We start from the raw sequence: 16,238 nt of genomic DNA, 5'->3' as shown, positions 1-16,238 counted from the left end.
GAAATTATTAAAACTTAGAATTATGAGTGAAGGATTATTTACCGCACACAATTTATGGATACTAATAGCCACTGTATTGGTTTTCATAATGCATTTAGGATTCGCTTCTCTAGAAGCAGGATTGGTAAGAAAGAAGAATACTGTAAACATTTTGTTCAAAAATTCAATGATTTTATCGATTGGACTTTTAACATACTATATTATAGGATACGGGTTAATGTATCCAGGAGGTGAAGGCGGAGGTTTTTTCGGCTTCGCAGGATTTGGTGTATCGGAGCCTGGAGACATGGCGTCTCTTCTAGCAGGATCTGCTGAAGGATTCACAATGCCTTCGTACACTGACTTTATTTTCCAAGCAATGTTTGCTGCAACTTGTGCAACGATCGTATCGGGTGCTGTTGCAGAACGAATTAAGCTTGGAGCATTTTTAATTTTCACAACTATTTTCGTTGCTATCTCATATCCTATTACAGGTATGTGGCAGTGGGGAGGCGGATGGCTTTCTGAAATGGGATTCTATGATTTCGCTGGATCTACATTGGTTCATGCTGTAGGCGGATTTGCTGCTTTAGCAGGTATCATCTTGCTCGGTGCTAGAACAGGAAAGTTTACGAAGAAAGGAATTAAGCCAATTCCAGGACACAGTATGCCTTTCGCAACATTAGGAGTGTTCTTATTATGGTTCGGATGGTTCGGATTTAATGGTGGATCTGTTTTGTCAGCTGATGCAGCTGGAGTTGCTAAAGTATTTGTAACAACTAGTCTTGCAGCAGCAGGAGGAACCATTGGTGCATTTGTTATTTCTTATGTGATGTTTAAAACGCATGACCTTTCTATGGTTCTAAATGGGATTCTAGGTGGTTTAGTAGGGATAACTGCTGGTGCCGACTTGATGAGTCCTTTTGAAGCTATAATTATCGGATTAATTGCAGGTGGAATTATTCCATTATCAGTTGTAATGTTTGATAAGTTGAAATTAGATGATCCAGTAGGAGCAACTTCTGTACACCTGGTTTGTGGGATTATTGGAACACTAGCAGTTGGAGTTTTTGGAGACAAAGCTGGTCTGGGTCAGTTAGGTATTCAATTGATTGGTGTAGCTGCTATAGGTGTATTTACATTTATATTTGCATTCGTACTATTCTATATATTGAAAGTAACAATAGGTATAAGAGTAACAGAAGAAGAAGAGATGAAAGGACTTGATATTTCAGAGCATGAAATGAGTGCTTATCCAGCTTCAGAAACTGCTGAATATAGCTTAAATGTTCAATAAATAAAAAAGTCACCCAAGTTGCAGCTTGGGTGACACAGATACGGAAAACCGTAAATTAATACTTGACTAATATAAAGGTATGAAAAATATTTTTTACCAGTTAATTTTTGGTTTTCCCATCTACTTAATAATGTCTTTGATTTCTTATGCCAATTTTTATTCGGTGAATGGATGAGAGGGTAATTAATTAAAAATCAAATGGTTAGTTAGAAATGATGCTTTTCTTAAAAGGATCTTTTTTAACCCACAAAATCAAAAATTATGAAAAAAAATATACTAACATTAGTTTTTAGTCTTGTAGCTTTATTCAGTTTTGCACAGATTAATATAGATTCAAGTTTTACACTTAGTGGTTCCGTAGATGTTTATTATAGAGGAAATCTAAATGCTTCTAATAATCCTACACCAAATGCGGATGGATTTGCGAATACTACAGCTCCAGGAACTTCATTTGCGAATGGACCTGGATTTTCCTTAGGAATGTTCAATTTAATTAGCGCATACGACGGAGATAAAGTAGGTTTTGTTGCAGATATGGTTTTCGGACCTAGAGGTGCAGAAGCAGTGTTTGGTTCACCTCCACCATTAAATATCGTTAATCAATTATACGGTTACTGGAACGTTACAGATAAGGTAACATTGACCTTAGGAAACTTCAATACTTTCCTCGGTTATGAAGTAATCTCTCCTACGGCAAATTTCAATTATTCTACTTCATATATGTTCTCATATGGTCCATTCTCACATTCAGGAATTAAAATGGATGTTGATTTAGGTGGAGGATTTTCTGGTATGTTAGGAGTTTTTAATCCTACAGATGCGACAGATTTTAATCCATCAGGTGATTATGTAGCTGGAGCACAATTAGGATATACGAATGATATGGGTGGAGCATGGTTAAACTTAATTATTTCAGATGGTTTCTATCAAGTTGATTTGACAACAGGATGGCAAGTAACGGAAAAGGCTTATCTAGGTTTAAATGCTACAACAGCACAGGATAACTTTTCTGGAGCGGCTATATATGCACAGTATGCAACATCAGATGCTTTATCTCTTGGTTTCAGAGGTGAATATTTCGCTGATTCAGGTGTAGAAGTTATTGGAACAGACGAGAGTGTGATAGATTTAACTTTATCTGCTAATTATAAAGTAGGTAATTTAACAATAATACCAGAGTTTAGAATAGATCTTTACTCTAATGATGCAGTAGTTCTCGATGTAGACGCAGGTGAAGTAGGCAATAGCTTAGCATCATTTTTATTGGCAGCGGTTTACGCTTTTTAAAATATGCAACTATAATTTTTCCATACAGTTATTTAAAAGTCCTTTGGATAAAGATTTGAAGGCACAATGTTAAATTTTAAGTTTTGAATTTTTGATTTAACAGTTTCAAGATCACATTTTAGAATGGCATATTACGTTGTAATACAATGTTTTATGCCATTTTTTATTGATTTGAACATAACAAAATCTCGATTTTTAGAAATGAGATTCCTCGATCTACCACTATATTTGGTATATAAGAATAAGGAACCAATAAGAAATACTGAAGAACAGTTTCTCTTTCATTGAATGGCTCCTTTGGAGTTAGTGGCTTACTCCGGGGAGTCTATTTTTTCTAATCTATTTATTTTATAGCATTAAATTCATCGATATGTCTGAAACGTTACCGTACGGGCTATACACTCCCCAACTCGAAAAAGACGCTTGTGGGATTGGGCTAATTGCTAATCTAAACAATATTAGTTCTCATAAGACAATTCATGATGCTCTAACTACACTAGAAAACCTAGAACATAGAGGAGCTTCTGGTTATGAAGCCAATACTGGTGATGGAGCTGGTATACTAATTCAAATTCCACACGATTATTTAGTTATAAAATGCAAAGAGCAAGGAATCGATATTCCAGTAAAGGGTGATTATGGTCTAGCCATGACTTTTATGCCGAAGGATGTTGATCAAAGAGCACTATGCGATGAAGCATTTCAGAAAGTTGCTGAAAGTTTTTCTTTTTCTATCATCGGAGCGAGAGAAGTACCAACTGATAATTCAGATATCGGTGGCTCAGCGAAAAACACGGAACCAGATATCGTTCAAGTTTTCTTGAAATGCAAAGAAGGTCTAGAAGGAAAGGCACTCGAAAAGAAATTATTTATTTTCAGAAACTACTTAACACATTTTATACATAAACAAGATCCTGAATTAGCGGATATATTCTATATCTGTTCATGCTCTAGCAGAACTGTTATCTATAAAGGCCAATTAACTTCTGATCAAGTAAGAAACTACTTCGAAGATCTACAGGATACGCGTGCAACATCTGCAATTGCACTTGTCCACTCGAGATTTTCTACAAATACAGTTCCGAAATGGAGGCTAGCGCAACCTTTCAGAACCATAGCACATAATGGTGAAATCAATACGATTCAAGGAAACTTGAACTGGTGGAGAGCTAAAGAAAAAATGCTTGTATCGCCTGAATTTTCAAAAGAAGAACTAGATCAGATATTTCCAGTATGTGAAACAGGAGCATCGGATTCAGGAAATTTTGACAATGTTTTGGAATTCTTAATCATGAATGGTAGAACAATACCACATGCATTAATGATGATGATTCCTGAAGCTTGGCAGAACGATGAGTTCATAGAAGATTATAAAAAAGATTTTTATGAATACCACGAAGCATTTATGGAGCCTTGGGATGGTCCCGCTTCTATTTGTTTTTCAGATGGAATTCTAGTAGGTGCGACACTTGATAGAAATGGACTAAGACCATCTAGATACTTATTGACTAAAGATAATGTATTAATCTTAGGATCTGAGTCAGGATGTATTCACGTAGATCCAGCATCGATTGTTTATAAAGGCCGACTTCAACCAGGGAAAATCTTAATAGCCGATCTTGATGAAAAAAGGATTATCGGTGACGATGAATTAAAGAAGATCGTTTGTAATAGAAAGCCTTACGGTGAATTTCTAGAAGAATACAGACTACATATAAATGATATACAAGTTGACGAGAAAGAACCGCCAACTAAGAATGATATTCTTACAGAGAAACTAGCATTTGGTTTCACAGTGGAGGATGAAGAAATGATTCTGAAAGCAATGGGAGAAGGTGGTCATGAACCGATCGCTTCTATGGGTTGTGATATACCTTTAGCTGTACTTTCTTTACAATCTCAGCATATCTGTAATTACTTTAAGCAGCAATTTGCTCAAGTGACTAATCCGCCTATCGATCCGATTCGGGAAAAGGCGTACATGTCCCTTAAGACTTTTTTAGGTGGCGAGCCCAATGTTTTAATTGGCAAGGCAGAGAGCGCCATTATGTTAAGGATGGAATCACCACTTTTAACAGAGCGACAGTTTACAGCACTTAGAAATCTGAATACAGAGCATTATAAGGCAGAAACGATAGATACGACCTTCAAGTCTGATGGAAAAAATGGTAGTCTTGAATTTGCCTTAGATAAGATGTGCGAAAGCGCAGAAGCAATGATCAAAAATGGAACGAATGTCATTATTCTAGATGACTCTAACATTGGCATAGATAAAGCGCCTGTTCCTAGTTTGCTAGCTCTAGGTTGTTTACATCACTACTTAATTAAGAATGGATTAAGAAGAAAGGCTTCTATCATTATCAAAGGAGGAGATATTATCGAAACACATCATTATGCATGTTTGCTAGGATATGGTGCTGACGGAATTTTTCCTTGGTTAGCGGTTAAGCATTTAGATTCTGATGAGCGTGTTCAGAAGTATTATTATGCTGCTGAAAAAGGGCTGATGAAGGTGATGTCTAAGTTAGGGGTATCTACGGTTTTATCTTACCAAGGCTCACAGACATTCGAAGCGATAGGGATAGGAAATGAAGTCATCTCGAAATGTTTCGATGGTACTATTTCTAGAATCGGTGGACTTAATTTCGACGGCTTAGCGAAAGAAGTTTTCGTGAGACATTTAGTAGCGTTTGACGAAAATCATAGGTTAAATGAGTTGCCAGAAAGTGGTTTCTATCAATGGAAACAACGAGGCGAGCATCATCTATTTAATCCGAAATCTATTCACTTACTTCAGCATTCAACGCAGAATAAAGACTATAAAACATTTAAGAAATATTCTCAAGAAATAAACGACCAATCTAAGCGTGCGAATACATTAAGATCGTTGTTTGAGTTTAAAGAAGGAGAAGAAATTCCGCTGGAAGAAGTAGAATCAGTGGAAAAAATAATGAAACGATTTGCTACTGGAGCAATGTCGTTCGGTTCCATTTCCCACGAGGCGCACTCTACTTTAGCGATTGCGATGAATAGGATCGGCGGAAAAAGTAATAGTGGAGAAGGAGGAGAAGATGAATCAAGATTTATAAAGAAAGAAAACGGTGATTGGGAAAGATCAGCAATTAAGCAAGTAGCTTCTGGGCGTTTCGGCGTAACGAGTCATTACCTTGTTAATGCTGCCCAACTGCAGATAAAAATGGCTCAAGGTGCAAAACCTGGAGAAGGAGGGCAGCTTCCTGGCCATAAGGTAAATAAATGGATTGCGAAAGTAAGGCATTCTATCCCTGGAGTAGGATTGATTTCACCACCACCGCATCACGATATTTATTCTATAGAGGATTTAGCTCAATTGATTTTTGACCTAAAGAACGCGAACAGACATGCAGATATTAGTGTGAAACTAGTATCTAAAGCAGGAGTAGGAATTATCGCATCAGGTGTAGCGAAGGCACATGCTGACCACATTCTGATATCAGGTCATGATGGTGGTACAGGAGCATCACCGCTAAGTTCTATCAAGCATGCAGGACTTCCTTGGGAATTAGGATTGTCAGAAACGCACCAGACCTTAGTGAAAAATAGATTAAGAGATCGGGTAACTGTTCAGTGTGATGGACAGATGAAAACAGGTAGAGACCTTGCAGTTGCTACATTGTTAGGTGCTGAAGAGTGGGGAGTTGCTACAGCGGCACTAGTTGTAGAGGGTTGTATTATGATGAGAAAGTGTCACCTGAATACATGTCCAGTTGGAGTAGCGACTCAAGATGAAGAACTAAGAAAGAAATTTACTGGAAAAGTAGATCATTTAGTGGACTTCTTCACCTTCTTGGCTCAGGAGTTAAGAGAAATTATGGCTTCTCTAGGTTTCAGAACCATTAATGAAATGGTGGGAAGAGCAGACTTACTTAAAGTAAGAGATCACTTAGATCATTGGAAGTGGGAGAGTTTAGACCTTAGTCCAATTTTGTTTTTCGACAGTAAGTTTCAGAATCAATACAAGACGATCGAACAAGACCATGGTCTTAAGAAAGTATTGGATCGGAAGTTAATTCGATATGCTGATCTTGCCATAGAATATGCTGCTCCGATCAATACTAATTTCGAAATCAAGAATACGGATAGAGCGGTAGGAACGATGTTGTCGAGTGAAATAAGCAAGCGATATGGTGCAGAAGCTTTACCTCATGATACGATTAATTTCAGATTCAGAGGTTCTGCTGGGCAAAGTTTCGGTGCTTTTAGTGTGAAAGGAATAAGCTTCACGTTAGAAGGAGACGCTAATGATTACTTCGGTAAAGGTTTATGTGGAGCTAAGTTGATCGTAGTACCAGATCGTAATGTTACTTTTAATGAAAGCGAAAATATCATCATCGGTAATGTTGCGCTTTATGGAGCAACTTCAGGAGAAGTTTATATCAAAGGTGTAGCGGGAGAAAGATTTGCAGTTCGGAACTCCGGAGTAACGGCAGTTGTGGAAAGTATCGGAGACCACGGTTGTGAGTACATGACTGGTGGAGAAGTTGTCGTTCTAGGTCCAACCGGAAGAAACTTTGCCGCTGGAATGAGTGGAGGAATTGCCTATATCTATAATGAAGACGACGATTTCGGACAGAAGTGTAATTTAGAAATGATTGATTTAGATGAGTTAACAGAGGATGATTTTGATCATTTGAGAACACTGATCAGAAATCATTTTAAATATACAAGTAGCTTGTCTGCGATTCAGATTCTTAATGATTGGGAAAATGAGAAGCGGAAATTTATTAAAGTCTTTCCTAAAGAGTATAAAAAAGTACTTGCCGCACAAGCGAAAGAGGAAATTGAATTAATAGCATAAGTCATGGGAGATATCAAAGGTTTTATAAAGTATAATAGAGAACTACCTGAATCGAGAGATCCTAAGTCAAGGATTAATGACTATAAGGAAATCTATAAGGACTTTTCTGAAGAGAAGACAAAAACTCAAGCTGCAAGATGTATGGATTGTGGTGTCCCTTTTTGTCATAACGGCTGTCCGTTAGGGAATAATATTCCTGCGTTTAATGATGCAGTATATAAAGAGGATTGGGAGAAAGCTTTCCATGTCTTAAATAGTACGAACAATTTTCCTGAATTTACAGGCAGAATTTGTCCAGCACCATGTGAGCAATCATGTGTATTGGGAATAAACAATGATCCAGTTACGATCGAACTTGTAGAAAAGAGTATTGCAGAGAAGGCGTTTGAAAATGGTTGGGTGGTAGAAGAAAAAGGTGCTCCTACTGGCCAGAAAGTAGCTGTTGTAGGCTCAGGTCCTGCTGGATTAGCGGCTGCGTCTCAGTTGTTAAAAGCTGGTCATGAAGTAACGGTATACGAAAGAAGCGATAGAATAGGAGGTTTGCTAAGATACGGAATTCCAGATTTCAAGTTGGAAAAGGATGTTGTTTCTAGAAGGGTTGACCTGATGAGAGAAGCTGGGGTGAAATTCGAAGTAAATGCAAATGTAGGTGGAAATATAAAAGTGAAGGATGTACTGGATGAATTCGATGCAGTGATTCTTGCTGGAGGTTCTACGATTCCGCGTGATTTGAAAATACCTGGACGTGATCTGAAAGGCGTTCATTTTGCAATGGAATTTTTAGAACAGCAAAACAAAAGAGTTCAAGGAGATCAATTCGAAGAAAATCAAGAAATTTTTGCTACGGATAAGAATGTCGTTGTGATCGGAGGAGGTGATACAGGATCTGATTGTGTAGGTACATCTAACAGACATCGAGCAGCATCTGTGACACAAATTGAATTAATGTCTAAGCCACCAGAAGAAAGAGATCCATCTACACCATGGCCACTATGGCCGATGCAGCTAAGGACTTCTAGTTCACATGAAGAAGGGGCTGAGCGTCACTGGGCTATTAATACGAAAGAGTTTATTGGTGATGGAAAAGGCAATCTTAAAGGATTGAAACTTGTTGATCTCAAATGGGAAAAAAATCCAGAAACTGGACGATTTAGTTTCGAAGAAGTTGAAGGAAGCGATCGCATTGTTGATTGTGAATTAGCATTACTAGCAGTAGGGTTTATTCATCCCCAGTATGAAGGGATGTTATCTGATCTAAAATTAGAGATGACCGATCGTGGAAATGTAAAGGATGAACAGTATAAGACGAGTCTCGATAAAGTTTTTGTTGCAGGTGATATGAGAAGAGGTCAATCTTTAGTGGTTTGGGCAATTGCAGAGGGTAGAGAAGCGGCAATAGAAGTTGACAAGTTTTTACAAAAGGAAAGTGCGCTAGTAAGTAACTATCATTCTCCCTTATTCGTATAGTAGCTATATTTCGTCGATTTTGTTAGTAGCGCAAAAGGAAAATGATTAGTTTTAGTCAATGAAGACAGAAAACCGACGAATTGCCATCATTGTTTTTTCCTTACTCGTATTAGGAACGGTAGTCTATTTTCTAAGTGATATCGTCGGATATGTGATTATAGCTTGGGTGCTATCCATGGTTGGTCAGCCGATCATGAATTTATTTCTGAAAATTAAGATTGGTAAAAAGATTCGAATGGGAAGGATTCCAGCTGCGATCTTAACACTGATTTCATTTATTATCGGAATAGGGTTGCTGGTAATGATCTTCGTGCCATTGATTATTGAACAAGCAAATAATCTACGAAATGTCCAGTATGATCAAATTTACGAAACACTTAGTGTTCCGATTAGTACGATCAATCAAAAATTAATCGATCTCGGCATAGTAACCTCTGATCAATTATCCTCCGAAAACTTTATTAGGGCCTTAAGTGACTGGTTTAAGCCTGATTTCATTAGTAATTTCATAGGAAATATATTCAGTATCGCGGGTAATATTTTAATCGGAATCTTCTCTGTTTTGTTCATCGCTTTTTTCTTTCTTAGGGAGAAAAACTTGTTTACGAACTTCATTAAAGCAATGGTTCCAGATGAGTATGAGGCCGATACAGAAGTGGTTATCGAAGATATTAGTAGGATGCTTCGCAAATATTTTGGAGGGATCATTTTACAAATACTCTGTATCACAGCTTTTGTCTCTATATTGCTGTGGATATTTGGAATTCAAAATGCTTTGTTGATTGCATTTTTTGCAGCTATTATCAATGTAATTCCTTACGTTGGGCCATTTATTGGTGCTTTATTCGGGCTGTTTATAACCGTATCGAGCAATTTGAATGTTGACTTCTATGAAGTGCTTTCTCCGCTAATGATAAAGGTTGTGATCGTTTTTGCAGTCATGCAATTAGTGGATAACTTTATTTTGCAACCCTTTATTTATTCGAATAGTGTGAAAGCGCATCCTTTAGAAATATTCATTATTATACTTGTAGCAGCGAAAGTCGGAGGAATTCTAGGAATGATACTGGCGATTCCAACCTATACGGTTATAAGGGTGATTGCGAAAGAGTTTCTGAATCAATTTAAGATTGTTCAGAAGTTGACGGGGTCTATGTAGCGTTAGGATATTCGAAAATTGGAATGTTAAAAAAAGTCTTAAACCAGATTCACCCTTTTGCTTTCCAAGTAAGTTCGAACTTCCGAAAAACTAATCCGATTCTTTTCAAAATGTTTTATGGCCAAATTCATTTCCTGCTCATTAGCATTAAGATGGTTGAGAATATTCATCAAGTGCATTTTCATATGACCTTTCTGAATCCCAGTCGTAACCAATGACTTTACTGCAGCAAAGTTTTGTGCTAGTCCAGTGGCAGCAATAATTTGCATCAACTCTTCACTTCCTGGATTTCCTAACATCTCTAATGATCTCTTAGCAATTGGATGGAGATTCGTAAGTCCACCTACCGTTCCTACTGCCATCGGTATATCCATCCAGAAATTAAAAACTCCATCTTTGATCTCACAGAAAGACAAGCTTCTATATTGACCATCTCTGCAAGCATAGGTGTGTCCACAGGATTCTATGGCTCGAAAGTCATTCCCTGTTGCTAACACAACTGCATCTATTCCGTTGTATATTCCTTTGTTATGTGTACACGCTCTGTATGGATCTATTCGAGCAATATCAACAGCATCTTTAAATTTTTCAGCTAATTTCTCTCCTGTAATGGGGCCAAAATTCCCCAGTTCACTTACTGGACATGAAACGCTTGCTCTAACTAAACATTCCGGGGTATAATTAGACAAAATCGCCATGATCTTATCATAATCTTTCTCATGAGGCAGAAATGATTCCTGATCAAGAATGAAATTGTATAAAATGTCGGATGACCTTTCTAATACGGTATTGATAAAATTTGCACCCATCGAATCACAGGTCTCAAACTCTAATATCAACTGCCTAACTCCTGGGATTTGATCATCGAAATCTTTAAAATAAAGATTCGTCAAACCACCGCCTCGATTTCTCATATTCACCACTAAGTCATCTGTATGTTTTTCCAGATAAACTCTAAAAGCTGAAGTCAATGAAGTGAGTTTAGAAAAATCACCAAACCACTTGAAGTGAAGTTGACCTATTTTTGTTGTTCCTAGAACTTCCGTTTTGAAACCTCCTCTAGTCATCCAGTATTTCGCTGCACTAGCGGCTGCTGCTACGACGGAACTTTCTTCGATAACCATCGGAATCGTAAAAGCCTTTCCATTAATCATGAAATTAGGAGCTACACCGAAAGGCATAGGGAAATTGCTTAAGGTATTTTCGCTAAATCCATCTAATACTCTTTGTTTCTCTTCGTTAGCGTACCAGTAAGATTTTAGCTCTTTTATTACAGCTTCTGGATCTTTGAAAAATGTTTCAGCTATCCATTTTATTTTTCCTACTTTATTAAGCTTAGAAAAACCACTTATTGTCTTTGAACCCATCTACGATTCTTTAATCTTTAAAAATGCTTTTGCTAGTCTTAATCCTGAAACTTGCGCATCCACATATTGTCTTAATTGTTCATAATCTTCTCTTGCATATTTAAGAAATGCAGAGGCCTGACCGTATATGGCAGGTACATTTAACCTTTCAATATAATAATATCCATCTAAAAAATCACGAACTCCTCCAGAAACAATTACTTGCTTGCAAAGACAGTCGGTTTTTAATTCTTCTATTATCTGATTAGAAAGCGTAACCATTTCATCAGCACTGTGGCCTAAATTGGCAATTTTTCTATAACTTTCACGCACAGCTTCGGTCGCTCGGTGCATTTCTAATTTTGCAAAATTCGTCCCTCCGTTTGCAGCGAAATCGATAGCCTCTAGTGGCAATTTGAATAATGCTTTTAGACTTTCATAACCCATTCCCTGGCCTACTTCCTTTACAATTATTTTCAGATCTAAGGTGTCCAGAACTCTTTTGATCGTATCTATAGGCGGATTTGCAATAACATCTCCTTCGGGCTGCAGCCACTCTTGAAGCGGGTTAACATGAATAATTAAGCCATCAGCTTGTAGAGATTTCACCAATTCATTGGCCTTATTTAATTGACCATTATTAATTAATTCCTCTACCTGAGCAATTCCCAAATTCGCGTACAATGCTTGGTCGCCGATATGTTTTCTGACATCAAAGTCATTGAAGTTTTCATCATCATATAATAATCCTCTGCATGAACCTAGTCCCATTCCAAATCCAAACTCATTACATGCTTTAGCTAAGTTTTCATTAATGATTCCAGCATAAGCTGTACCGCCTGTCATACTTGAAACCCATAGAGGAAATGTAAACTGCTTGTCTAAAAAGCGAAAAGTTGAATCATTTGCTTTATTAGGGTGACCACTTAGTAGTGGCTCATAATAGAATCTAGGGTCTATATTTTGAGGAGTTATCTGCGATTCAAAAGCCATTTCTATGTGATCTAACTTCCTAGATTTCGATGTAGGATCAATTTTAGAAACATTACTTGGATTTGATGACATAGATTAAAATTATAGATGCTTTGACGACATTTTTTGAATCAAATTGGAAACAAAAATAATTTAAAAAAGTTTTTATTCGTTAATATCTTGAAAATGCTCGTCGATTAACTACTAATTAGTAATACTCTAAACATTAATAATGAGATATATCACCTTAATGATCTTGCTATGTACGGCAAGTAGCATTTTCTCTCAAGAAACTCCCAACGAAGCTTACGAGCATTTTAACAAAGCGATCGAGAAATTCCGAGTTAAAGATTACCAAGGCGCCATCTTAGAATATTCTAAAGCAATACAGGTTGATGGAAGCTATACAAAAGCTTATTATAATCGAGGTAATGCGAAACTTAATGTCAAGGATTATGCAGGAGCAGTTGATGATTTTAACAAGGTTGTAAAACTTGATCCTCAATTTAAAAAAGCATATTTATATAAAGGTTATGCCTTAATGAGGCTTGATAGATTGGAAGCAAGTATCCCAGCTTTTACAAATGCGATTAAGCTAGACAGTGAATATGCAAGAGCATATACGAATAGGGGGACGGTATTTATGAAACTTGGGAAGTATCCTGAAGCGGTGAAAGATTTGGAAAGATCGATCATACTAGATCCTAATCAATATACATCAGCTTATAACTTAGGAGTATGTAATAGTAAAATAGGTCAGCATTTCGATGCGGTCAATGCCTTCACTGCAGCTCTAGATGTGAAACCTAATGAATCTAAAGCCTTGTTTAATAGAGGCAAAGCGTATCTTCAATTAGAGAAGTATTCAGAAGCTTATTCTGATTTCAACCTAACTGTGAAAAGTGATCCGAATAATGCTTACGCTCATTATTATAAAGGATATTGTAAATTGTTAGATAAAGATATGAATGGTGCGATCAGAGATTTTTCTAACGCACTAGACATTAATCCTAATCTTGCAAGTGCTCGACATAATAGAGCAATCGCGTTGTTCGAACAAGGAAATTACGAAGATGCAGTAGATGATTACAACGAGTTAATTGCTGCGTCTCCTAGTAAAGATGAATTATTTGTCAATAGAGGGATTTCTTTCATCAGAATGAATAAGGCTAAAGCAGCGCATAAAGATTTTTCAAGAGCAATCAAATTAAACCCGGAATCCTCCGTAGCATATTACAATAGAGCAAGTGTTAATGTTCAGATGAAGAATAACAAAGATGCTTGCAAAGACATGAAGTCAGCTGCTAAACTGGGGTACAAAAAAGCTTATGTTGCAGCAGATGAAATCTGCGGATCTATTTAAAATAGCCCAATTCTTGTTATATTTAAGTTAAGGAAGACGATAGGGAGAACTTATATTTCTAACGATCCTTTATTTATTATATCTTTACATAGATATTTTGGTATCATAATACTCTAATAGATCATTGAAAATGAGAAATTTATATTTAGCGTTAGCCCTGCTTTTCAGTTTTACATTATCCTATTCTCAAGGAATAGAATTTTTCGAAGGAGCCTATCAAGAAGCCTTTAATATGGCAGCTGAAAAAGATAAATTGGTCTTTGTAGATGCTTATGCGGTCTGGTGTGGTCCTTGTAAGCGAATGTCTAAGCAAATTTTCCCTCAGTCTGAAGTGGGTTCACTCTTCAACGATAATTTTATCAATTTGAAAATTGACATGGAAAAAGGTCAAGGACTAGACTTTGGTAAGACCTATCCAGTTTCTGCTTATCCTACTTTCTTTTTTATCAATGGAATGGGTGAAGTGGTGCATAAATTCAAGGGTGGAAGAGATGTGAAAGGTCTACTTGCTGAAGCTGAAAAAGCATTAGCAAAGTTTGACAATACAGAGAAATATGCGAAGCTTTATGAAGAGGGCGACAGAAGTTATGAAACCGTATACAGATATGTTAAAGCGCTGAATAAATCTGGTGAGTCAAGCCTTAAGATTGCTAATGAATATGTGAAATCTCAAAAGAATCTTTCTTCAGAAGAAAATGTAAAGTTTATTTTCGAAGCAACGACAGAAGTTGATTCGAAACTTTTCGAGCTACTCGTCGATCGTAAAAAGAAAGCATTAAAATATTATACCAGAGAAGCATTCAATGAGAAAATCGTGGATGCTGGTTTTAATACTTTCGAAAAATCATTAGAGTTTGATGTAGCTTCTTTAGGAAAAGAGGCAAAAGATGCAGTGAAGAAATATGCCAAAGAAGAGTACAAAAGATTCGTGATAGAATGTGATATGATCGAAGCAAATCGGAAGAATGATTCTGGACTTTTTGTTAAATCAGCTTCTAAGTATCACAGTCAAGTGATCAAAGGAGAAGAAGATGAAGAGATTTCATTAGTGACAAAGCTTCTAAGGGCTTACAATAATGATCCCAAGGCGTTGAATCTTGCCTCTGATATTGCTGTAAATGTCGCTACAAACAACACTAGTGCTTCTAATTGTTTGCTAGCTTGTCATACTTTTATGAAGCTACAACAATGGGCTGATGCAAGAAAATGGGCGGAAAAAGCTGAATTAGCTGCAGGTGATGATTTGCGTGCGAAACATCAAGCTCAACAACAATTGAAATTTTTAGAATCGAAGTAATTTGATGAAATATCTTTTTAGTTTTTTGCTATTGTGTTTCTTTGGCTTCGGTCAAGCACAGCAAAGTATTTCTTTCTACGAGAATGCTTTTGATGAGGCATTATTAGTAGCTGAAAAAGAAGGCAAAGATATTTTTTTAGATACTTATGCTCCATGGTGCAAGCCATGCAAGAAAATGGAGAAGGTTTTTAGAAATAAAAACGTCGCGAAATTTTATAATCAGCACTTCATTAATGTCCGAGTAAATGTAGATCTATTCAAAGGTAAAGAGCTAGCTAAGAAATATGGTATAGTTTTCCTGCCTACAATGCTCATTATGGATGCTAACGGAAACGTAAAGCAAAGAATAGATGGGGTAATGAATCCAGATCAGATGCTTCAGATAGGTGATATGGTTGTTAATAACACCATGAAATCTGTTGTGAAATCCAAAGCTAAATCAAGTAATGCTGTTCCAGCCAACCCTGTTGCCGAACCAGGCGAGAAAATATTGTTTGTACTCGATGATCCTAAGGCCTCTAATAATCCAGACTACTTATACCATGAGGCATTTTTTAAGTTGGAGCATATGGATGATGCGCATGACAGCATCGCAATGAAGTATTTAAACACCCAAGAAGATTGGTCCAGCGAGAAAAACATGAATTTTATCGTTAGCTTCCTAGATAAGACAGACTCGGAATTGTTTGACTATTTTCTAGCGGAGAAAGATGACTTTCAGGATTTAATGGGCGCGGAAAATTATAGAAAAACCCTAGAAATACTTATTAATGACTGCCTTTATCGTCAGATACCTAGACCAGATCCAGAAAAGGTAGCTTCTTTATTTTCAATTTTGTATCCTAGGAAGTATGAAAAATATACTTATGAATACTTGTTGAAAAGATATGAGGAAGAGGAAAATTATAACGAATATGTGATTCTGGGAGAAAAATACCTCGAAACTTTAATTCAGCCTAATGCAGAATTGCTTTATAAACTAGGAAAGTACAAATGCCTTAACGCTGATAAAAAAGAATTAAAAGTATGCCTGTTTAGAGTGGAAGAATCGATTAGGTTATCTGAGCATCCCGTGTATGATCAATACCTCACCGTTGCTAAAATGTACCATAGTCTTGGTAAAGATCAGAAAGCATTAGAATATGCTGAAAAGGCTAGATCGCTGAGTTTAGGAGATTCTGAAAGTTTGAGATTCGTAGAAATGTTTCTAGAGAATCTTGATAAGTCGTAGTGA

At 36.8% G+C, this 16,238-nt stretch carries 10 protein-coding genes; 8 read left to right on the top strand and 2 right to left on the bottom strand.

Annotated elements, in window-relative coordinates:
• The first annotated feature begins 22 nt into the window (after positions 1–22).
• The 5 genes from L2586_RS03995 to L2586_RS03975 all read left to right on the top strand — a co-directional run bounded on the left by L2586_RS03995 (position 23) and on the right by L2586_RS03975 (position 10,026).
• A complete protein-coding gene (locus L2586_RS03995; RefSeq protein ID WP_235291497.1) occupies positions 23–1,276 on the top strand; it encodes an ammonium transporter in 1,254 nt (417 codons plus the stop codon).
• 261 nt (positions 1,277–1,537) lie between these two features.
• Positions 1,538–2,563, top strand: a complete 1,026-nt coding sequence (locus L2586_RS03990; protein ID WP_235291496.1) for an outer membrane beta-barrel protein — start codon at positions 1,538–1,540, stop codon at positions 2,561–2,563.
• Positions 2,564–2,933: 370 nt separating this feature from the next.
• Positions 2,934–7,400: a glutamate synthase large subunit gene (gltB, locus tag L2586_RS03985; protein WP_235291495.1), complete on the top strand. Its 4,467-nt coding sequence runs from the start codon at positions 2,934–2,936 to the stop codon at positions 7,398–7,400.
• Between the two features lie 3 nt (positions 7,401–7,403).
• On the top strand, positions 7,404–8,867 hold the full coding sequence (locus L2586_RS03980; RefSeq protein WP_235291494.1) for a glutamate synthase subunit beta: 1,464 nt from the start codon (positions 7,404–7,406) through the stop codon (positions 8,865–8,867).
• Positions 8,868–8,925: 58 nt separating this feature from the next.
• The gene (locus L2586_RS03975; RefSeq protein WP_235291493.1) at positions 8,926–10,026 is read left to right on the top strand and encodes an AI-2E family transporter; all 1,101 of its coding nucleotides are present in this window, start codon (positions 8,926–8,928) and stop codon (positions 10,024–10,026) included.
• A 38-nt stretch (positions 10,027–10,064) separates the two neighbouring features.
• On the opposite strand, the gene L2586_RS03970 is transcribed toward L2586_RS03975, so the two are convergent.
• Both L2586_RS03970 and L2586_RS03965 read right to left on the bottom strand, forming a co-directional pair.
• Entirely contained in the window at positions 10,065–11,393 is a 1,329-nt protein-coding gene (locus L2586_RS03970) for a hydroxymethylglutaryl-CoA reductase, degradative (protein ID WP_235291492.1), read from the bottom strand.
• Complete coding sequence (locus L2586_RS03965; protein WP_235291491.1) at positions 11,394–12,437, bottom strand: beta/alpha barrel domain-containing protein; 1,044 nt, start codon at positions 12,435–12,437, stop codon at positions 11,394–11,396. It abuts the gene before it with no gap.
• Between the two features lie 139 nt (positions 12,438–12,576).
• Here L2586_RS03965 and L2586_RS03960 point away from each other — a divergent pair, with 139 nt between their 5' ends.
• The 3 genes from L2586_RS03960 (at position 12,577) to L2586_RS03950 (ending at position 16,235) form a co-directional block, all read left to right on the top strand.
• Positions 12,577–13,707 (top strand): tetratricopeptide repeat protein, encoded by a 1,131-nt coding sequence (locus tag L2586_RS03960; protein WP_235291490.1) that lies wholly within the window; start codon positions 12,577–12,579, stop codon positions 13,705–13,707.
• 130 nt (positions 13,708–13,837) lie between these two features.
• Complete coding sequence (locus L2586_RS03955) at positions 13,838–15,004, top strand: thioredoxin family protein (protein ID WP_235291489.1); 1,167 nt, start codon at positions 13,838–13,840, stop codon at positions 15,002–15,004.
• Positions 15,005–15,008: 4 nt separating this feature from the next.
• On the top strand, positions 15,009–16,235 hold the full coding sequence (locus L2586_RS03950) for a thioredoxin family protein (RefSeq protein ID WP_235291488.1): 1,227 nt from the start codon (positions 15,009–15,011) through the stop codon (positions 16,233–16,235).
• Positions 16,236–16,238 lie beyond the last annotated feature (3 nt).

Origin of the sequence: Portibacter lacus (genome assembly GCF_021533215.1) — a bacterium.
GTDB classification, from domain to species: domain Bacteria; phylum Bacteroidota; class Bacteroidia; order Chitinophagales; family Saprospiraceae; genus Portibacter; species Portibacter lacus.
Note: the sequence above shows the minus strand (reverse complement) of the source record. Positions and strands in the feature narration are given on the sequence as shown.

Coding starts and splice junctions, on each gene's coding strand:
- gltB (WP_235291495.1), top strand. CDS start 2,934: ATGTCTGAAACGTTACCGTACGGGCTATACACTCCCCAACTCGAAAAA.
- L2586_RS03990 (WP_235291496.1), top strand. CDS start 1,538: ATGAAAAAAAATATACTAACATTAGTTTTTAGTCTTGTAGCTTTATTC.
- L2586_RS03975 (WP_235291493.1), top strand. CDS start 8,926: ATGAAGACAGAAAACCGACGAATTGCCATCATTGTTTTTTCCTTACTC.
- L2586_RS03995 (WP_235291497.1), top strand. CDS start 23: ATGAGTGAAGGATTATTTACCGCACACAATTTATGGATACTAATAGCC.
- L2586_RS03965 (WP_235291491.1), bottom strand. CDS start 12,437: ATGTCATCAAATCCAAGTAATGTTTCTAAAATTGATCCTACATCGAAA.
- L2586_RS03980 (WP_235291494.1), top strand. CDS start 7,404: ATGGGAGATATCAAAGGTTTTATAAAGTATAATAGAGAACTACCTGAA.
- L2586_RS03960 (WP_235291490.1), top strand. CDS start 12,577: ATGAGATATATCACCTTAATGATCTTGCTATGTACGGCAAGTAGCATT.
- L2586_RS03970 (WP_235291492.1), bottom strand. CDS start 11,393: ATGGGTTCAAAGACAATAAGTGGTTTTTCTAAGCTTAATAAAGTAGGA.
- L2586_RS03950 (WP_235291488.1), top strand. CDS start 15,009: ATGAAATATCTTTTTAGTTTTTTGCTATTGTGTTTCTTTGGCTTCGGT.
- L2586_RS03955 (WP_235291489.1), top strand. CDS start 13,838: ATGAGAAATTTATATTTAGCGTTAGCCCTGCTTTTCAGTTTTACATTA.